The organism is Shewanella sp. 0m-6 (assembly GCF_052977325.1).
This window is the reverse complement of the sequence record NZ_JBRIMD010000002.1, coordinates 23,779-43,428: the sequence shown is the minus strand read 5'-3', so window position 1 is coordinate 43,428 and position 19,650 is coordinate 23,779. Positions and strand designations below refer to the sequence as shown.

Annotated in this window: 16 protein-coding genes; 4 read left to right on the top strand and 12 right to left on the bottom strand. The window is 42.7% G+C overall.

The window, feature by feature from the left end:
* Nucleotides 1–6 precede the first annotated feature (6 nt).
* From ACVBJC_RS01805 to aroA, 10 genes are all read right to left on the bottom strand, one after another.
* On the bottom strand, nt 7–2,277 hold the full coding sequence (locus ACVBJC_RS01805) for a collagenase (protein ID WP_447159326.1): 2,271 nt from the start codon (nt 2,275–2,277) through the stop codon (nt 7–9).
* A 242-nt stretch (nt 2,278–2,519) separates the two neighbouring features.
* A complete protein-coding gene (locus ACVBJC_RS01800; protein WP_447159327.1) occupies nt 2,520–3,062 on the bottom strand; it encodes a DUF2058 domain-containing protein in 543 nt (180 codons plus the stop codon).
* Nucleotides 3,063–3,101: 39 nt separating this feature from the next.
* On the bottom strand, nt 3,102–3,920 hold the full coding sequence (locus ACVBJC_RS01795; RefSeq protein ID WP_447159328.1) for an SDR family oxidoreductase: 819 nt from the start codon (nt 3,918–3,920) through the stop codon (nt 3,102–3,104).
* Nucleotides 3,921–3,995: 75 nt separating this feature from the next.
* Nucleotides 3,996–4,691 (bottom strand): orotidine-5'-phosphate decarboxylase, encoded by a 696-nt coding sequence (pyrF, locus tag ACVBJC_RS01790; RefSeq protein WP_447159329.1) that lies wholly within the window; start codon nt 4,689–4,691, stop codon nt 3,996–3,998.
* 67 nt (nt 4,692–4,758) lie between these two features.
* On the bottom strand, nt 4,759–5,919 hold the full coding sequence (gene lapB, locus ACVBJC_RS01785; RefSeq protein ID WP_447159330.1) for a lipopolysaccharide assembly protein LapB: 1,161 nt from the start codon (nt 5,917–5,919) through the stop codon (nt 4,759–4,761).
* A 1-nt stretch (nt 5,920) separates the two neighbouring features.
* The gene (locus ACVBJC_RS01780; RefSeq protein WP_447159331.1) at nt 5,921–6,253 is read right to left on the bottom strand and encodes a LapA family protein; all 333 of its coding nucleotides are present in this window, start codon (nt 6,251–6,253) and stop codon (nt 5,921–5,923) included.
* Between the two features lie 122 nt (nt 6,254–6,375).
* Nucleotides 6,376–6,663 carry an integration host factor subunit beta gene (gene ihfB / locus ACVBJC_RS01775; RefSeq protein ID WP_447159332.1) on the bottom strand — a complete coding sequence of 96 codons (288 nt, stop codon included), beginning with the start codon at nt 6,661–6,663 and terminating at the stop codon, nt 6,376–6,378.
* 72 nt (nt 6,664–6,735) lie between these two features.
* The gene (gene rpsA / locus ACVBJC_RS01770) at nt 6,736–8,403 is read right to left on the bottom strand and encodes a 30S ribosomal protein S1 (RefSeq protein ID WP_447159333.1); all 1,668 of its coding nucleotides are present in this window, start codon (nt 8,401–8,403) and stop codon (nt 6,736–6,738) included.
* Nucleotides 8,404–8,500: 97 nt separating this feature from the next.
* Nucleotides 8,501–9,193: a (d)CMP kinase gene (gene cmk / locus ACVBJC_RS01765; protein ID WP_447159334.1), complete on the bottom strand. Its 693-nt coding sequence runs from the start codon at nt 9,191–9,193 to the stop codon at nt 8,501–8,503.
* A gap of 178 nt (nt 9,194–9,371) precedes the next feature.
* A complete protein-coding gene (gene aroA / locus ACVBJC_RS01760; protein ID WP_447159335.1) occupies nt 9,372–10,652 on the bottom strand; it encodes a 3-phosphoshikimate 1-carboxyvinyltransferase in 1,281 nt (426 codons plus the stop codon).
* A 428-nt stretch (nt 10,653–11,080) separates the two neighbouring features.
* On the opposite strand from aroA, the gene ACVBJC_RS01755 reads away from it, so the two are divergent.
* Nucleotides 11,081–12,274: an amino acid aminotransferase gene (locus ACVBJC_RS01755; RefSeq protein ID WP_447159336.1), complete on the top strand. Its 1,194-nt coding sequence runs from the start codon at nt 11,081–11,083 to the stop codon at nt 12,272–12,274.
* A gap of 120 nt (nt 12,275–12,394) precedes the next feature.
* Here ACVBJC_RS01755 and serC read toward each other — a convergent pair whose 3' ends face one another.
* Nucleotides 12,395–13,486 (bottom strand): 3-phosphoserine/phosphohydroxythreonine transaminase, encoded by a 1,092-nt coding sequence (gene serC / locus ACVBJC_RS01750; RefSeq protein ID WP_447159337.1) that lies wholly within the window; start codon nt 13,484–13,486, stop codon nt 12,395–12,397.
* A gap of 392 nt (nt 13,487–13,878) precedes the next feature.
* Between serC and ACVBJC_RS01745 the strand changes: the two genes are divergently transcribed.
* Nucleotides 13,879–15,036 carry a serine hydrolase domain-containing protein gene (locus ACVBJC_RS01745; RefSeq protein ID WP_447159338.1) on the top strand — a complete coding sequence of 386 codons (1,158 nt, stop codon included), beginning with the start codon at nt 13,879–13,881 and terminating at the stop codon, nt 15,034–15,036.
* A 165-nt stretch (nt 15,037–15,201) separates the two neighbouring features.
* Here the strand turns inward: ACVBJC_RS01745 and gyrA are convergent, their stop codons facing one another.
* On the bottom strand, nt 15,202–17,928 hold the full coding sequence (gene gyrA / locus ACVBJC_RS01740; RefSeq protein WP_447159339.1) for a DNA gyrase subunit A: 2,727 nt from the start codon (nt 17,926–17,928) through the stop codon (nt 15,202–15,204).
* A 291-nt stretch (nt 17,929–18,219) separates the two neighbouring features.
* On the opposite strand from gyrA, the gene ubiG reads away from it, so the two are divergent.
* Nucleotides 18,220–18,930, top strand: coding sequence for a bifunctional 2-polyprenyl-6-hydroxyphenol methylase/3-demethylubiquinol 3-O-methyltransferase UbiG (gene ubiG, locus ACVBJC_RS01735; protein ID WP_447159340.1), 711 nt, complete (start codon nt 18,220–18,222; stop codon nt 18,928–18,930).
* Nucleotides 18,923–19,600, top strand: coding sequence for an HAD family hydrolase (locus tag ACVBJC_RS01730; protein WP_447159341.1), 678 nt, complete (start codon nt 18,923–18,925; stop codon nt 19,598–19,600). Before ubiG ends, ACVBJC_RS01730 begins: the two co-directional genes overlap by 8 nt.
* The last annotated feature ends 50 nt before the right edge of the window (nt 19,601–19,650 follow it).

Below are 19,650 nucleotides of genomic sequence, written 5' to 3'. Positions count from 1 at the left end.
CAATAATTAATCTAGAACAAAGATGTTGCTACTGTCATTTAAGCTAAGCACGCCAATGCATTGATTTTCACTATCCGTTACCATCATTCGGTCACCAATCGTCCAGAAATCTGCTGTGTACATTTCATTTTCGCCAAGTGTCGCATAGTTATTACTTAAGTTTGGTTGACCAGAATCATAGTCTACCCAGTATAAGTTATAAGGCGTTGTTGACGTATTTGCTACGATAAACTCCGGAGCATATTCAGACTCTCTAGTATATGGCACAGCAAGATCACAACTGCCTATCTCTGCAGTAGCAGCTGGGATCTCGACTTCATCAACAGCTCCCACCACATGCTCAGCTTTAATTTCGAATTGGTTATTTTCATCATTTAAAATCGCCACACTGAGGCAGTTATCAGTCTTATCGGTTAACATCACCCTCTCGCCAATGTACCAGTATTCAGGTGTAAAGCTATCACCTTGTGCTAGCGTCATGTATGAACCACCTGATTTATCAGCTTTTGTGGTACTTAACCAATACACTTTAACTTCTGTATCGGTAGTATTTGTTATCGCCACGTCTTCAGCATAATCATAAGAAGTACGGTAGGTTTCTGCCAGACTACAAGTGCCGAGTATTCCCTTCTCTGGCCAATGTGGTAAATAAGGTTCTTCAATTGCATTTAAAGGCTGCTGCTCCGGCAACGAAACACTGCAATCATTTCCTGCACAAGCTGAAAGATATAGGTCAACAATATCACCGCCCACAAAGTCAGAACCAATGGTAATAAAATACTGACCGGCATCAGGGGAATCTATAATACAAGTTTCTTCATTCGAGTCAGCCGTTTCAGAACGACAAGTGACTTGTGAAGTTAAACTTGGGTGTGCAGCAGAAGCATAGTTAACCCACATATCAACATTACCCGAACCGCCTTGGGTGCTGAACTTGAGTGAGTCTGTTCCACCTGCAACCTCAACTGAGTATAACCAGCCTCCTCGACCGTTAATCGAGGCATATTCACCTAGTGATAATGCAGTATCACTGGCGGCAAATTGTTCAGTGAGTGTTTGTTGGTACCAAGTCACGAACTCTTGCTGGTGACTACTGGCAATTTCTTGCAATAAAGTATTAAATGCCTCCCAGTTACCCGCACGCATTTCAGTGAGCATAGAGGTAACACGAGCAGGCTGGGTTTCAATCAAAAAGGCTACGGCTAATTTACCCCACGAATAGCTATTACTCTCACCGTCAAAGATCTGTTGTAAAGTGTAAGTCGTGTCTTCATTGGCAGTTACAATACTTTGGTATTGTTTTTGATAGAAGGTACCTATGTATTCAGCTAAGCCCTCGCTCCACCACGCCATATCTGATTTATATGCGCCTTCTTTGTTATACCGGGCATCTAACGCATGAATGTACTCATGGCTTAAAGAGCGAATAACATTACGTCCACCGCTCCACTCTAGCGCGTTAAAAGTGAGAATAGTTGAGTCATGCCACCACTCAGTTGGAGAGGTTTCGAAATAAATCCCGCTTGAGTTACTCGTATCAAATAGATGCTTTGCCCAAGCGGCGTAATTTGATAAGCTACTAAATATATTAATGTTAGTGACTTCATTCAAATCATTATCTACCGGTATACCAAACTCTGGGGCAATGTTAGCGCCCAGTACAGTGTCGAATTTTTGCTTAGTTTCAGTCACAATTTCACATGCTTCTTGTACTTGTGTTGCTGTTAAATTTTGGCTGCGGATCCTGACTGACTCGTTACACAAAAGGCTATGCTGAAATAATGATGCTGTAGCAAGAATGGATGCATCGACTGTCGGTTTATCTGAATTAGCATCAACAACAATATGATAACGACCAGGTTGAATATCATCGATTATGCACGTTTCGTTATAATCTGAAGCATTGTAAGAAACACAGTCAAACTCGCCATTCTCACCTGTAGTTGCAGTGCTTTCGTAACGAACATAAATATCTGGATCGCCTAAATTCTCATTTTCAATACCGCTAAATAAGCTGATCAACAATGTTGGAGCTGCGGTCTCAACATCAACATAAAAAGAAAGCGGTTCGTTGGTATTAATATGCTCTTTTACAGAATCTAACGTTAACGCTTCGCCGATAATGGTTTCAACTGGTGCCGGGCTTGGCTCAATGAGTTCTAACACTTCGTCTTTAGGATCACTACCGCAAGCTGATAAACTAAGTGCAACCACTAAACTTAATGGTTTTAAAATATGGGTGCGGCTAACACTCCTTGTTTGGTAACTATGGTTCATATCCACTCCTAACACTGTTTTTATTTTTTTGATGGCTGTTTGAATAGATGAAATACCCTTTCAGCTATTTGAAACGCTTAACGCAACAAAAATGTAACAAATGATATACAGTATTCAAAGTGAAACAATTTCAACTTGAATTGAAGTAAATAGGCAAATATCAGACATAAAAAAGGCCGCAACGAAAAATTGCGACCTTTAAATGAACGAGGCTATGTCAATGGGTAAATATACAGTAATGCTTACCACATAAGATCGTCTGGAATAACATAATCTGCATACGGATCATCTTCTTCTACAATCTCTGTATTATCTTCTTGAGACCATAAGTAGCCAATCCAAGTAGGTACAAGAAGGTTCACTCGTTCAGCCAGCTTATGCGGTACTAAGTAACTCACCTCTTCGTGTCTGACAATACCTAAATGGCCGTTAAGCAATTCACTTTGCATTTTCTCATTTACATAAAGTGAGAAGATTTTATTTTCAAAAGTGAAGTTAAACTTAATTTCAGCATCTTTTGGCGGCTTAATAACACAATTTCTAAATTCTGTTACCAATCCACGTACTAAACCTTTCTCAGACGCTTCTGCAAAACGTTGCTCGTTCAGTTGCTTATCTTTATCAATCTGAGCTTGTTTTTTAGCTGCTATTTCTTGTTTCAGTGTATCAGAGCCATCGTCGACTTTAGCCTTTCTATCGCGACGCTTCTGAGTTTTAGTATCTCTAACTTTTTGCTTACTGACTAAGCCAGCTTTTAACAACTGCTCTTGAAATGGATTTGCCATAACTATAAATCTCTAATTTAACGATTACTCTTAATCGACTTATTCTTTTACATAATTGCGTTTAGCTAATTGCCCTATCTCGGCAATAGCCGCGCCCGCACCACCTAGAGACCATCCACCATCAACAGGTAAAACGGTACCCGTAATGTAGGACGCCATGTCAGATGCTAGAAATAGTGCCGCATTGGCAATATCATCACAACTGCCGTTACGTCTTAAAGGCACGCCTTTAGCAACATGAGCTTGTAACTCCGCGGTAGGGGCTAACCTATCAAAGCCTTCTGTTCCTGCAATCGGCCCAGGAACAATTGAGTTGATCCTAATGCCCTTGCAGCCCCACTCTATCGCCAATGTCTTGGTCAGCATATCGACCCCAGCTTTAGCCGCGCAAACATGCACCTGCATTGGCATGGGGACATAAGCTTGTGGTGCAGAGATCTGAATGATGGCGCCGCCCTGCTCTTTAATCAGTGCAAAGCCTTGCTTAAGCACCTGAAAGCTACCTAAAAGGTCTATGTCCATGACTGACTTAAAACCATTCTCTGACAGGTTCTCTGCCGATGATGGGAAGTTACCCGCAGCGCCACTGACTAAGACATCAATATGAACAAATGTATCAGCAATTACAGCGAAGCCCAGTTTCAATGCTTCGAGATCTCTTACGTCAAAACAAACACCGAAATGCTTTCCTTCTGGATTAGCGAGTTTTAATTGCTCAACAGCGGCATCGACTTTAGTTGCGCTGCGACTCGCCACTGCCACATTTGCACCGGCTTGAGAGAAGCGAATAGCGATACCTAAGTTTATGCCACTGGTACCGCCAACAACGACAACATTCTTTCCTTGATAGGTAAACATGGTCACTTCTCCTCATTAAGTTTATTTCAAACCAGTAAATAACAATTTGAAACTAACCTACAAGGCGAAAGCTAATTATGCAATCGTTTGATAGATTGCTTGCAATGCCTTAAGCGGATCTGCTGCTTTTGTAATTGGACGGCCAATCACTAAATAATCAGAACCTGCAGCAAGCGCTTCAGCGGGTGTCATCACTCGATGTTGATCGCCTTTGTCAGAACCCGCAGGGCGAATACCCGGTGTGATGAGTTTGAAGTCATCACCGAACGTAGCCTTTAATATGCTAGATTCCTGTGCTGAACAAACTACACCATCAAGACCTGCTTGTTTAGTCAACGCCGCTAAGCGTAAAACATGTTCTGAAGCCGGTACATTGATGCCAAGTAGCTTCAGCTCTTCATCGCTCATTGATGTTAATACCGTCACAGCGATTAACAAAGGCGCGTTATCACCGTAGGGTTCTAGTGCACGCTTAGCAGCTTGCATCATTGCGAGTCCACCTGATGCATGGATGTTCGTCATCCAAACGCCAAGCTCTGCAGCTGCAGTTACCGCTTTAGCGACTGTGTTTGGTATGTCGTGAAACTTAAGATCCAGGAACAAATCAAAGCCACGATTATGAATGTCAGTAACTAATTGTGGGCCAAACAGCGTAAACATCTCTTTGCCGACTTTCAGTCTGCACATGTCCGGGTCTAATTGATCGATAAGCTGCAAAGCATCATTTTTATTATCGTAGTCTAGGGCAACTAAAATAGGCTTGTCAGTCATTGTTTCTCCAATCGCTTTGCGGTGTAAGTTGTATTATTTTTTGTTGGTCAATCAGCAGCACTAACGGTTATTCACCGTCTAGGCCTCTAATCCTTTTTATACTCCCCCAATGCTTACATGAGGGGCAATGCCAATATAGCCTATGGGATGGGAAGCCACATTCTCTGCAGCGATATCCAGGTCTATATTTAATCTGTTGCTCTACTAACTGCTCAAGCATGGTCAAACTCTGTTTGGCTTGTCCTTCTTCAGCTTGCTGTAGATGCATTTTCATAAGGTGCTGAAAGCTTTTCATCGTCGGATGCCTAATCAGGCCTTCCATGATTAATTTTTCTGCGTCTTTGGGATGACCTTGCTCAATCATGTGCTGAGCAAGGGTTATGGTTATACTGGCACCAGCACCATTCTCTATTGCTTCTCTTAGAAGCTCTTGATAACCGCTGCTATCATTGGTCACTAAGTAGGCTTGTTTTGCGATTGCTAATGCATCAGGCAAAAAATCGATATCAGTGGTGAGCAATTTCTCTATGCTTTGCTTGCATGCCTTAAACTCTTCTTGCTTTAAGTATTGCTCCGCAAGTGCTAACAAGGCTCGTGCACATCGACTATCTTGCTTAATCGCTAGCTGAAGGTTCTTAAGTTTTAATGCGACATCTTCAGTCTCGTCGGCGAGTTCACAGTAAAAATGCGCAGTATCGTGTTTAAGGTCGTGCTGACGTTTACGCTTCAACTTCTTGATAATATCTATCGCTTTTTGCCAATCTTTGGTCACTTGATAGATAGCAATCAGTTGAGTTTCAGCTTCTTCACTATGATCGTCCTGATTAACGAGATTGATAAAGATCTCTTCTGCTCTGTCATAAAAACCTGCAGCGAGATAATCCTTACCCAGTTCCATCATGGCTAGATCTCGTTGCTCAGTGGTGAGGCTTGGTCTTGCGATAAGGTTTTGATGAATGCGGATCGAGCGATCTACTTCGCCTCGCTTTCTAAATAGCGAACCTAAGGAGAGATGGGTATCAATAGTGTCATCGTCTACATCAAGCATGCTGATAAACAAATCAACCGCTTTATCTGATTCGTTCGACAAAAGAAAGTTAAGCCCTGTGAAGTAGTCACGACTTAGCTGCTTTCTTTGATTTGTCTGTTTTTGCCTGACACTTCTGCGTCCCATATACCAACCATACCCGGCAGCTATAGGAAGAAGCAGAAAGAGGATCTCTAACATATTAAGCGTCTACTTCTTTGTCTGCGCTTGGATTAACAACCATGGTCTTAACTTTAGATTCAGTTGCTTGATTTAATTCTTGTTTCTCTTGAGCGTTGTGCAACTTTTTATTCGCACGACGTAGGGCTAATTTAAGACCCGCGATATGGTACATGGCAAATATCCAGCTCACTAGAAAGCCAGCTAAAAACACAAATGCAAGAACCACAGGTAATCTAAATTCACCTTGAGCAACAAAGTAACTAATTGTCACGACTTGTTCGTTACGAGCACCAAAAATAAGCGCTAAGAAAAAAAATGCAGCGACTAAAAAGGCAATGATAAATGACTTCACGTTAAGCTCCATGAACGCGTTGGTAAGCTTTGATTATCTAAGAAAATGAGTAAACTAGCTAGTTATACCTAAGTTTTAGGTATAAAAAAGCCTCCTAATGGAGGCTTTTAATACGATGTAAATTACGCGTTGATTGCATCAACACGTTCGCGCAGTTCTTTGCCTGGCTTAAAGTGCGGTACATACTTGCCTTCCAATTCGACTGAAGTACCAGTCTTTGGGTTACGGCCAGTGCGTGGTGCACGATAATGAAGTGAGAAACTACCAAATCCACGGATCTCTATACGATCTCCAGTTTCCAATGTATCAGCCATTTGCTCCAACATTTCTTTGATAGCGGCTTCCACTTCTTTCGCAGACAGCTGCGACTGCCTAGTGGCAAGTTTTTCGATTAGCTCGGACTTAGTCATCCTATACCCTCTATTATCAAGCCAAATACAGTCACCTTTTAGGGGTGCAAGCACCCCTGAACGTCAAGGCGATTATTTACGAGCTGCTTTGAACGCTTCAGCCATAGCGCTGCTCATTACAGCGTCATCTTGGCTGTTCAAGCTAGCCATTGCTTCTTTCTCTTCAGCTTCATCTTTCGCACGGATAGATAGGCTGATAGTGCGGTTCTTACGATCCACACCCATGAACTTAGACTCGACTTTGTCACCTACAGAGTAAACTGTTGATGCATCTTCGATACGCTCACGAGAGATATCTGAAACGCGAAGGTAACCTTCAACAGTCTCAGCTAGTTCAATTGTAACACCTTTTGCGTCAACTGCAGTAACAACACCATTTACTACAACACCTTTCTTCTTATCAGCAAGGTATGCGTTGAATGGATCGTCTTCAGTTTGCTTAACGCCTAAACTGATGCGCTCGCGCTCTGGGTCTACAGAAAGAACTACAGCGTGGATTTCATCGCCTTTCTTGTATTCAGAAACTGCATCTTCGCCAGTACCGTTCCAAGAAATGTCAGAAAGGTGAACTAGACCGTCGATGCCGCCGTCAAGACCGATGAAGATACCGAAGTCAGTGATTGACTTGATCTTACCAGAAACCTTGTCGCCTTTGTTGAAACGCTCAGCGAAATCATCCCATGGGTTAACTTTACATTGCTTAAGACCTAGAGAAATACGACGACGCTCTTCATCGATGTCAAGAACTAGAACTTCAACTTCATCACCTAGGTTAACAACCTTAGATGGGTGGATGTTCTTGTTAGTCCAATCCATTTCAGAAACGTGAACAAGACCTTCAACGCCTTCTTCAATTTCAACGAAACAACCGTAGTCAGTTAGGTTAGTTACGCGACCAGTCAAACGTGTGTTTTCTGGGTAGCGCTTGCTGATTTCTAACCATGGATCTTCGCCAAGTTGCTTAAGACCTAGTGATACGCGTGTACGCTCACGGTCATACTTAAGAACTTTAACGTTGATTTCGTCACCAACATTAACGATTTCAGATGGGTGCTTAACACGCTTCCAAGCCATATCAGTGATATGTAGAAGACCGTCAACACCACCAAGATCAACGAATGCACCGTAGTCAGTAAGGTTCTTAACGATACCCTTAACTGCTTGACCTTCTTGAAGGTTCTCAAGAAGAGCATCACGCTCTGCACTGCTTTCTGATTCGATAACTGCACGACGAGAAACAACAACGTTGTTACGCTTCTGGTCAAGCTTGATAACTTTGAATTCTAATTCTTTGTTTTCTAGGTGAGCTGTATCGCGAACTGGGCGAACGTCAACTAGAGAACCTGGTAGGAATGCACGGATACCGTTTAATTCAACAGTGAAACCGCCTTTAACCTTACCATTGATGATACCGATTACAGTTTCAGCATCTTCGTACGCTTTTTCTAGAACGATCCAAGCTTCGTGACGCTTAGCTTTCTCACGAGAAAGTTGAGTCTCACCGAAACCATCTTCTACAGAGTCAAGTGCTACGTCAACTTCGTCGCCAACTGCGATTTCTAGAGCGCCTTGAGCGTTCTTGAACTGTTCAGCTGGGATTGGGCTTTCAGACTTAAGACCTGCGTCAACAAGTACCATACCGTTTTCGATGGCTACAACTACACCACGTACGATAGAACCTGGACGGAACTCTAGAGTTTCAAGGGATTGTTCAAATAGATCAGCAAAAGATTCAGTCATGTTTAAGTTACTTTCTTTAATAAACCACGGACCATCCTGGACGTGGAGTCAGTATAATAATTCATCTCATCCATGTGACGAATAGTTAAGTACCCGCTTACGCTGGTACTTGGAGCTTTTGATGAATATGCGTTAGTGCTAAGTCCAACACATCTTCAATATTAATGTTAGTCGTATCGATAATCAGTGCGTCTTCGGCAGGTACCAAAGGAGCGACACTACGATTCATATCGCGGTCGTCACGCTCTTTTATCTCAGACAAAAGTTGATCGATATTAACATCGAAGCCCTTGTCCTGCAACTGATTATAGCGCCTTTGCGCCCTTTCTTCCGCCGTTGCTGTCAAATACAATTTAGCTGGCGTAGCTGGAAATACGATCGTTCCCATATCACGGCCGTCAGCAATCAAGCCTGGTGCTTCTGCAAATGCACGCTGACGACGCAATAGCGCTTCCCTAACTCGTGGGAATGCCGCAACTTTTGATGCCGCGTTAGAGCATTCTTGGCTGCGGATGGTTATTGATACATCCTCACCCTCTAAAACGACTTTAATCCCTTTAGCTTCATTACCCGTCACAAACTGCACATCTAAATGTGCGGCAAGTAAGGTTAACGACTCTTCATTATCTAGTTCTACGTTGTGATGAATAGCGGCTAAGGCTAATACACGGTAAATCGCACCACTATCGAGTAACTTGTAGCCTAATCGCTCAGCAAGTAACTGACTAATAGTACCTTTTCCCGCACCGCTTGGGCCGTCAACAGTGACAACAGGCGCCCTTTCTGACATAAAATCCTCCACAAGAAATTCCATCTTCCTTGATATAACCGAAAAGTGAGCGCGCGCATTATAAACCATGTAAGTTTAGAAAGCGGCAAAAAAATCAAATATTCGGGAACTTGGTTCAGCAAATCTTCAGGTTAGCCAAGGTTAACCTGAAGCGTATTACTGCTTGTTGGGGTAACGCTTATCTAGCAAGCGCGTTAAATTGTTTGAAATAATCTGGGAATGTCTTAGAGGTACATTCAGGCTCATTAATGGTGATCCCGCAATCCGCAAACGCCATCATAGAGAAACACATCGCCATTCGGTGATCATTATAGGTATCAATTGCAGCAGTATTTAGCTTAGCGGGTGGCGTTACGCTGATATAGTCATGTCCTTCATCGACTATAGCACCGACCTTTCGCAGTTCAGTTGCCATTGCTGCTAAACGGTCGGTTTCTTTAATCCGCCAATTATAAATATTACGAATACGGGTTGTACCGGTCGCAAACAGTGCCGCCGTCGCAATTGTCATTGCTGCGTCTGGTATATGGTTCATATCAAGATCAACTGCTGTTAGCTTAGCTTGACGAGCAATAATATAATCATCGCCCCACTCTATCTCAGCCCCCATTTTTTCGAGTACGTCTGCAAACTTAACATCACCTTGAATGCTGAGCTTGCCTACACCTGTGACCTTAACTTCTCCACCTTGAATCGCACCGGCGGCAAGAAAATAAGAAGCCGATGACGCGTCACCTTCAACCAGTACTTTGCCTGGAGAGACATAACGTTGACCAGTCTTGATCTCAAATGAAGCGTAGTCGTTATTTGTAACCTTAACGCCAAACTGCTCCATTAAGGCTAAGGTAATATCGATATAAGGTTTTGAGACTAGCTCACCTTTAATTTGAATATTTACATCGTCTTGAGCTAGCGGTGCAACCATCAGCAGTGCGGTTAAAAACTGGCTGGACAGATCGCCAGCTATCTCAACATTGCCACCATTTAACCCCGTTGAGGTAATATGCAGTGGCGGAAAGCCCTCATTTTTAAGGTAACTCACTTCGGCACCGAGTTGGCGCAGCGCATCGACCAGATCGCCAATAGGACGCTCTTCCATACGCGGTTCACCTGTTAACGTAAACTCACCTTGGCCTAATGTTAGTGCAGCACATAATGGGCGCATTGCTGTACCTGCGTTTCCTAAAAACAAGCTTTGCGGCTCACTCGCGTTTAAAGTACCGGCTAAGCCATCTAATTCACACACGGTATTGTTATTCGATAAACGATAGTTGACGCCGAGTTGCTTAAGTGAGGCCAACATATAACGAATATCGTCTGAGTCGAGTAAATTGGTGAGTGTCGTGGTTCCACTAGCGAGAGTCGCCAATAATAAAGCACGATTTGAAATGCTCTTTGAACCAGGAATATTAACCGTACCTGATACTTTTTTTATCGGCTCTAAACGTAATTGATTCATTGCGTACTTCTTATTATTACTGCAGGAGTCAAACTCGCCTGCGGGTTAACAGTAGATGTTCATGCAAGACAGCATTACTCCTAATTTGATAGGATTTAAGGTCATCACGACAAAATGACAGCCGTCTACGCGTTTGTTTGAACTTCGTAGATATAAAGTTACTCATTGCTGCGCAGGATTCAACACTTTTTTATAAAAATCATCCTTTACAAGACAAATTATACTCAAGTAGTAATAATTCACAGTTTCACTCGGCTTACAACAGCCAATTATTACCTATTAACTTTAAGTGGAATCATAATATTCCAACAACTTTCAGGATCAAAATATACCGCAATACTGTTCAACGCTAGGTTATATACGTTACTCTAAGTTAATAAAGATAATGATCAATAAAACAGCCAACAACAGAGAAGGTAAATGGAGCCATGTTCAACAAATTGACCGCTATGCCTGCCGATCCAATCCTTGGGTTACTGACTAAATATCGTGAAGATGACCATTGCCAAAAAGTAGACTTAGGTGTTGGAGTCTATAAAGATGAGTCGGGTCACACCCCAATTTTGTCTTGTGTTAAAAAAGCAGAAAAGTTTAGATTAGAGACAGAGTCAACTAAAGTTTACATCGGCCCTACAGGTTCAGGTGATTTCAACAGGTTAATTACTGAGCTCGCTTTTGGTTTAGATAACCCGGTTATTTTAGCCAACCGAGTTCGTACAGTGTCGACCCCTGGCGGTACTGGGGCACTTCGAGTTGCTGCTGATTTTATCAAGCGATGCAATCCAAATGCCATACTCTGGGTTAGCGATCCTACTTGGGCAAATCATACTGGCCTGTTTGAAGCGGCGGGGATCACAGTTAAAACCTATCCCTATTATAACTACGATACAAAGTCACTCAAGTTTGACGAGATGAAAGCCGCCTTGGCCAAGGTGAGCGAAGAAGATGTTGTGCTACTGCATGCATGCTGTCATAACCCAAGTGGTATGGACTTAAGTCCATCACAGTGGGATGAGATTATTTCACTCACCAGTCGACAAGGTTTCACTCCTCTTATCGATATGGCTTACCAGGGTTTTGGTGATGGTGTTGATGAAGACGCCTATGGCGTGCGTAAAATGGCTGCAGCGGTTAACAATATGATCCTGTGTAGTTCTTGCTCTAAGAATTTTGGCTTATACCGTGAACGAATTGGATCCTGCTCAATTATCGGCAGTGATGCAATACGCGCAGATATCGCATTTTCAGTGCTTTTGTACGTAGTACGTTGTATCTACTCAATGCCGCCAGCTCATGGCGCTGCTATTGTCGAAACCATTTTAGGTTCAGACACACTAAAACAAGAATGGTTAAACGAATTAACCGTAATGCGTGAGCGTATTAACGGTAACCGTGTAATGCTGGTTAATAAGCTTAAAGAGAAAGGCGTTCAACGTAACTTTGACTTTATCGCCAAGCAAAAAGGCATGTTCTCTTTTCTTGGGATAACCCCAACAGAGGTTGCTGAACTGCAAGAGCATTATAGCGTCTACATGGTAGACTCAAGCCGGATTAGTATTGCAGGCATTGGAACTGGGAATATTGATTACCTCGCAGAATCAATTGCGAAAGTGATTTCTTAGTATAGAGGTAAACGATTCGTTCAAGCTTGATTAAATTTAACGTGAACCTCATTAGAACAATAACTAAAAAGCCGATAATATCGCTATTATCGGCTTTTTTGATTTAGTTTTAAACGATGTCTAGCTATGTTTCGCAGCAAACGCTTTCATAAAGTTAACTAACGCATCTACACCGGCCAATGGCATAGCATTGTATAAACTAGCCCGCATACCACCAACGCTTCGATGACCTTTTAAGGCTACGAGGCCTGCAGCTTTTGCATCCTCTAGAAACTTCGAATCTAAATCAGCATTTGTCAGTTTAAAAGTGACATTCATGCGGCTTCGATTTTGTTTTGCAACGTCACTGACATAAAAACCTAATTCATCAATACACTGATATAGGCGCGCAGCCTTTTCAATATTGATCTGTTCCATCTGGGAAACACCACCAACACTTTTCAACCAGCTAAAGACTTCTGCGGCCAAATACCAAGCAAACGTCGGTGGCGTGTTGTACATGGAGTCATGTTTAACCGCTAAGCGATAATCCATAATTGACGATTGCGGCAAGCTCGATAAAGAAAGCATATCATCACGCACAATAACGATACTTAAGCCCGATGGACCAATGTTCTTTTGCGCGCCAGCATAAATTAGCCCGAACTGACTCACGTCGATTGTACGTGACAAAATATTAGATGACATATCAGCAATAACAGGCCAAGGACTGTTAATGCTTTCAAAAATTTCGATACCATCAACGGTCTCATTTGGACAGTAGTGTACATATCGGTAATCTTTATCAATTTGAGTCAGGTCAGGAAGCGAGATCTGTTTCTTTCCCTCTACAACACTGACAATGTCGATAACATCAACATTGTCTTCACCGGCTATTTTTTTTGCTTCTTCAACCGCCGCCTGAGACCAGCTACCATCGACTAAATAGAGTGCTTTTCCATTGTTGCCTAAAAAATTATTCACAACAGCCGAAAATTGGCCGCGACCACCACCATGCATAAACAACACGTGATAATTGGCCGGTATATCCATTAACTGACGTAAATCAGTGTCAGCTTGTTCAGTTAACGCGATAAATTCTTTACTTCGATGACTCACCTCCATAACGGAAACACCTTGGTCATTCCAGTTCAATAGCTCTTTCTGAGCCTTTTGCATTACAGGTGCGGGTAACATGGCAGGGCCTGCACAGAAGTTAAAAATCGCGCTCACAGTATTGTCCTTCTATTATTATCAGTAGAAATAGTGGAGTATTAGCATTCTTTTTAGCATTATATCCCAACGCTTTAGAAGCTAACATAAAAATAAAATCACTCTTAACGTTGATGTAAGCAAGTCACTATTTATAAATTTAATAACTGCTTTTGTTAGCATTATCGTTAAAATAATACCTAGGCTAGATGTGAGTAGCGAATTGTGAGTAGCGAATTGTGAGTATTGATGACACCACTCACTTAGATACACCACTTACTCACACAACGAGTAGCCTAATATTTTGTACTTAACAATAACAGATAGCAATCAGCATAAACATGCATTGTTAGTTGGTTAAGTTGCAACGAATATACTAAACAGACCGTTTTAACGGCATATTGGATCTGTCCATGTTTTTTAAATCGATGTTGGTTATCGGCACATTATCAATCGGTGCGACTTTTACTCTGCAGCATGCCTATGCCGCCCCCTCTCAATATACGACGCTTGCTGATAGCTTCAAACAACGTTTCCATCGAGAGTTAAAAGTCAATAAAGTGCCCGGCGGCGCTTTTGTCATCGTTGATGCTGACAAAGTGATCAAATTAAGCAGTTATGGCAAGCGCAGCAAAGGCAGCAACAAAAATGTTAATGCTAATACCGTGTTTAGACTCGCTTCTGTTTCTAAAACCTTTGCAGGCACGTTAGCGAGCATATTGGTTGAAGAAAATAAGTTAGACTGGCAACAACCTATAGTGAACTATTTACCCGAATTCACTTTAGCTAAACAGCAGATGGCTAAGCAAATTAATCTCGGCCACGTAATCGGCCACAGCACAGGCTTAATGCCCAATAGTTATGACAACCTAGTCGATAGTAACGTCAAGGTGACTAAAATCATCAGCAAGTTTGATGAGCTAACCCCTATCTGTAAACCCGGCGTATGTTATGGCTACCAAAATGTCGCGTTCTCCTTTATCCAAACCGCAATTGAGCAGCAATCTGCATCCAGTTACTCAGACTTACTGCAACAACGCATTTTCTCGCCGTTAGCGATGGACACCGCATCGGTTGGCTTTAACGCTTTTCAACAAACCAGCAATCGCGCAGAGCCTCATATCAAAACAAAATATGGCTTTAAACAAGTAAAGGTAAAATCAAATTATTATCAACTGGCTCCCGCCGCAGGTGTTAATGCCAGTATTACTGATCTATCAAAATGGCTTATAGCAAATTTAGGCCAAAATCCTGAGGTGCTCAGTGAAACGGTATTGCTAGATGTAACCACCCCAGGGGTCAAGACCACCAAAGAGTTGCATCGTCGTGATTGGCGAGCGTATCTTAATAGCGCCCATTACGGCAAAGGCTGGCGCGTATATGAGTTTGACGGTCGACCACTTATTTATCATGCGGGCTGGGTTGCTGGTTATGTCGCTGAAGTTTCCTACTCTCCAGAGTTAAATATCGGTATGGCTATGTTATTAAATGGCGAGTCACGAGTTATTGCGAAATTAAGCTCTGAGTTTTGGCGTGATGCTTTTAAGCAAGCCGATAAAGCAGGTAATTGACGCCTCATTTAATACTATAAATAGAGCAATATAGAATACTCAAGGGATGTATATTGCAGAGCTTTGATTCTAAAAAGTCCCCCTGTATTTATGTTGATGCCGAAAACAAAAAAGGATGCCAATGGCATCCTTTTTTATTGAGATTAATAATCAAATTGATTGATATTAGTCTTCAGTTGTTGGCGTTTCATCGCTCTGCGCTGCTGCATCTAATACATCAGTAGTGCTTACATCAGCTTGACCTTCAGTTTCTGCAGTCGCTTCAGTGATGATTGGGTTTCCCTCTTCATCTAGCTCAACTTCAGGAACTTGAATTTCATCGATACGCTGTAGGCCCACGACTTTTTCATCTTCCGCTGTACGGATGATAGTAACGCCCTGGGTGTTACGGCCAATGGTCGATACACCTTCAGCAGGTGTTCTTACCAAGGTACCTTTGTTACTGATCAACATGATTTCATCATTGCCGCCAACTTGTACTGCACCCACTACGGCGCCGTTACGTTCGCTAACTTTAATTGAAACCACACCTTTAGTACCGCGGCTCTTCGCTGGGTACTCAGATAGATCAGTACGCTTACCGTAACCGTTTTCAGTTACCGTTAAGATTGCGCCATCGCCTTTAGGTACGATTAGCGATACAACCGTTTGGCCATCTTCCAGCTTAATACCACGCACACCCGTTGCAGTACGTCCCATAGCACGTAGCGCAACAACCTCTTCGCCTGTTTCTGGATCAATCTTAACTTCACCAGTTTCAGAGCTACGAGCCTTCTCGTTAAAACGGACAACTTTACCTTCGTTAGAGAACAGCATGATATCGTCATTACCATCGGTAATATCAACACCAATCAGCTGATCGCCATCTTTTAGGTTAACCGCAATAATACCGTTTGCACGAGGATTGCTGTAAGCCGTTAGTGCAGTTTTCTTAACCGTACCGTGTGATGTTGCCATGATAATGTACTTATCTTCAGCATATTCACGTACAGGTAGAATTGCAGTAATACGCTCACCTTCAGCCAATGGCAATAGGTTAACGATTGGGCGACCACGAGCTGTACGGCTTGCCAATGGTAATTGATAGACTTTAAGCCAGTACATCTTACCAAAATCAGAGAAGCACAAGATGGTATCATGGGTGTTAGCAACCAATAGTTTCTCAACGAAATCTTCGTCTTTCACTTTAGTTGCAGCTTTACCTTTACCACCACGACGCTGGGCTTGGTAATCAGACAGTACTTGATATTTGGCATAACCTAAGTGAGAAAGCGTCACAACAACGTCTTCTTCATTGATTAGATCTTCAAGACTCATATCAACTTCGTTAGCGTTAATAACAGTACGTCGCTCATCACCAAAGTTTGTTAATACTTCTTCAAGCTCTTCTTTAATCACTTCCATCAAACGTTGTGGACTACCAAGAATAAATAGTAGTGCAGCAATAATTTCTAGAAGCTCTTCATATTCAGCAATGATCTTGTCATGTTCTAGACCGGTTAAACGGTGTAAACGTAGTTCAAGGATCGCTTGAGCTTGCTGCTCAGTCAGGTAGTACTGGTCGTCACGGATCCCGAACTCAGGTTCAAGCCATTCTGGACGAGCTGCGTCATCGCCTGCTTTTTCAAGCATGCCTTTAACATGTCCAAGCTCCCAGCCTTGTGCAACAAGTTTAACTTTTGCTTCAGCAGGCGTTGGAGAGGCTTTAATCAACGCAATAATTGGATCGATGTTAGCTAATGCAACTGCTAACGCTTCAAGGATGTGAGCGCGTTCGCGTGCTTTACGCAGTTCAAATACCGTACGACGCGTTACCACTTCACGACGGTGAAGAATAAAGCACTCTAGCATCTCTTTAAGGTTAAATAGTTTAGGCTGACCATTGGTCAGTGCAACCATGTTAATACCAAAAGAGCACTGCATTTGGGTCTGTGCATAAAGGTTATTTAGTACAACCTCACCCACTTCGCCACGCTTGATTTCGATAACAATACGCATACCGTCTTTATCAGACTCGTCGCGTAAGCCACTGATACCTTCAATTTTCTTATCTTTAACAAGCTCGGCAATTTTTTCAATTAAACGCGCTTTGTTAACTTGATAAGGAATTTCGTGAACAATAATACGCTCACGACTATTCTCTTCTTCAATATCTGCACGTGCACGCATCACTGCGCGGCCACGGCCTGTCTTATATGCATCGATAATGCCCTTGCGGCCATTAATGATTGCAGCCGTTGGGAAGTCAGGACCCGGAATGTAGTCCATCAGCTGTTCAATAGATAAGGCAGGATCTTCGATTAGCGCTAAGCAACCAGCAATCACTTCGCTTATGTTATGCGGAGGAATGTTCGTTGCCATACCAACAGCAATACCTGACGAACCGTTCACCAGCAGTGTTGGGATCCGTGTAGGTAAAACAGCAGGAATAAACTCGGTGCCATCGTAGTTTGGCACAAAGTCAACGGTCTCTTTCTCTAGATCGGCTAAAAGCTGATGTGCCACCTTGTCCATACGGATTTCGGTATAACGCATTGCTGCCGCCGCATCGCCGTCAACTGAACCGAAGTTACCTTGACCGTCAATAAGTGGATAGCGCATAGAGAAAGGCTGGGCCAAACGAACGATTGTGTCATATACCGCTGTATCACCATGTGGGTGATATTTACCGATTACATCACCTACGACACGGGCAGACTTTTTATAAGGCTTATTCCAGTCGTTTTTCAATTCGCTCATGGCGAATAATACGCGGCGATGTACCGGTTTTAAACCGTCACGAACGTCAGGCAGTGCACGGCCAACAATTACGCTCATAGCGTAATCTAAGTATGAATTTTTTAATTCGTCTTCAATATTAATTGGTGTTATAGATGAAGCCAGATCAGTCATAAACTGCTCGATCCCCTGAAATTTAGCGTGCTATTCCTATTTCCTAGAATAGCTATGCTTGAAAACGTGATTTGGCATTCTAACACAGTTATTTTATGGCGCTAGACCCAAATATCGATTCATTTTAAATAAGCCAAAAAAGCTAATTCACTTGATTAAAATCAAGACATAGGCGCATTAATTGTTCAGTTTGTTCAATAAGTAACAAACAGCTTCATAACTGCTTTGTTTCTTGGTGCTATTCATTATAATGTGGCCCAAAGACAGATTTTTCGCTCTGAGGTAATTTAAGTGCAAACACATAATAATGTTGATCCACAAGAGATCGCGAAGTTTGAGAAAATGGCCGCCACTTGGTGGGACCCTAACGGCGAATTTAAGCCACTGCATAACTTAAATCCACTTCGCCTTAACTATATTGACCAAACAGCAGGCGGCATTTTTGGTAAACAAATTCTCGATGTCGGCTGTGGCGGCGGAATTTTGTCTGAAAGCATGGCAAAAATTGGCGCTAACGTAACTGGCCTAGACATGGGTGATGAACCACTTGATGTCGCCAGACTTCACGCACTAGAAACAGGCGTCGAGATTAACTATGTAAAAAATACCGCTGAAGCACACAGAGACCAACACCGTGGTCATTATGATGTCGTCACTTGCATGGAAATGCTTGAGCATGTTCCTGACCCTAGCTCTGTTATTCAAGCTTGCGCCGATATGGTTAAACCAGGTGGTTTTGTGTTTTTCTCAACCATTAACCGCAACATCCGTGCCTATGTTGAAACCATTCTAGGTGCTGAATACCTATTAAAGATGTTGCCTGTTGGCACACATGATCATAATAAATTTATCAAACCATCAGAGTTAATTGGTTTGGCTGATAACGCCGAGCTATTTTGTACAGATGCTGTGGGTATTACCTATAACCCTATTACTGACATCTTCAGATACACCAAGAGCCTTGAAGTTAACTACATGATAGCTACGGTTAAAAATGACTAAAGCACAGGCACTTACTATTAAAGGTGTGCTATTTGATTTAGATGGCACACTCGCTGATACGGCACCAGAAATGATTGAGGCACTTAATATGGCTTTAGCCGCGAATGGTCACAGTCGTGTGCCATTTGAAGCCATTAGAGCGAGCGCCTCACATGGCAGTATCGCAATGATTAAAGCTGCCATCCCCGCCATTGATGACGCAAGCATTCCTTCATTACAGCAATCTCTTTTCGACAATTATGAGCTGATCAACGGAGATAATTGCGATTTATTTAAGGGGTTAGATAGGTTACTGGACACGCTTAGCCAGCTGTCAATCCCCTTTGGGGTCGTCACCAACAAGCCAGCGCGCTTTGCAAGGCCTCTACTAGATAAACTCGGTTTAACAGCAAAAATGCCTGCTGTGGTCAGCGGCGATACCACTCAACATTCAAAGCCCCATACAGCTCCTATGCTGTTAGCAGCACAGCAGCTTAGGGTTTTACCTGAGCATATTCTTTATTTAGGCGATGCTGAACGTGATCTTATCGCTGCTAAGGCGGCGAATATGATCTCAGGTTTAGCGGCCTGGGGGTATATCGGACCAGATGACGAACCGAGTCTTTGGCCTGCTGACTTAAGTTTTGAAAACGGTGACAGCTTAGCCGATTTTTTTTGCTATAAGCGCTAGCGTATTCACCCTTTATATGCTGCTTTAAAATCTTTGTTAATTAAGTTATT

Excerpts from the sequence above, each read along its gene's own strand:
- ACVBJC_RS01800 (WP_447159327.1), bottom strand. The coding sequence starts at position 3,062 with ATGGCAAATCCATTTCAAGAGCAGTTGTTAAAAGCTGGCTTAGTCAGT.
- ACVBJC_RS01755 (WP_447159336.1), top strand. The coding sequence starts at position 11,081 with ATGTTCAACAAATTGACCGCTATGCCTGCCGATCCAATCCTTGGGTTA.
- ACVBJC_RS01795 (WP_447159328.1), bottom strand. The coding sequence starts at position 3,920 with ATGTTTACCTATCAAGGAAAGAATGTTGTCGTTGTTGGCGGTACCAGT.
- lapB (WP_447159330.1), bottom strand. The coding sequence starts at position 5,919 with ATGTTAGAGATCCTCTTTCTGCTTCTTCCTATAGCTGCCGGGTATGGT.
- gyrA (WP_447159339.1), bottom strand. The coding sequence starts at position 17,928 with ATGACTGATCTGGCTTCATCTATAACACCAATTAATATTGAAGACGAA.
- aroA (WP_447159335.1), bottom strand. The coding sequence starts at position 10,652 with ATGAATCAATTACGTTTAGAGCCGATAAAAAAAGTATCAGGTACGGTT.
- ACVBJC_RS01805 (WP_447159326.1), bottom strand. The coding sequence starts at position 2,277 with ATGAACCATAGTTACCAAACAAGGAGTGTTAGCCGCACCCATATTTTA.
- ihfB (WP_447159332.1), bottom strand. The coding sequence starts at position 6,663 with ATGACTAAGTCCGAGCTAATCGAAAAACTTGCCACTAGGCAGTCGCAG.
- pyrF (WP_447159329.1), bottom strand. The coding sequence starts at position 4,691 with ATGACTGACAAGCCTATTTTAGTTGCCCTAGACTACGATAATAAAAAT.
- rpsA (WP_447159333.1), bottom strand. The coding sequence starts at position 8,403 with ATGACTGAATCTTTTGCTGATCTATTTGAACAATCCCTTGAAACTCTA.
- cmk (WP_447159334.1), bottom strand. The coding sequence starts at position 9,193 with ATGTCAGAAAGGGCGCCTGTTGTCACTGTTGACGGCCCAAGCGGTGCG.
- ACVBJC_RS01745 (WP_447159338.1), top strand. The coding sequence starts at position 13,879 with ATGTTTTTTAAATCGATGTTGGTTATCGGCACATTATCAATCGGTGCG.
- ACVBJC_RS01730 (WP_447159341.1), top strand. The coding sequence starts at position 18,923 with ATGACTAAAGCACAGGCACTTACTATTAAAGGTGTGCTATTTGATTTA.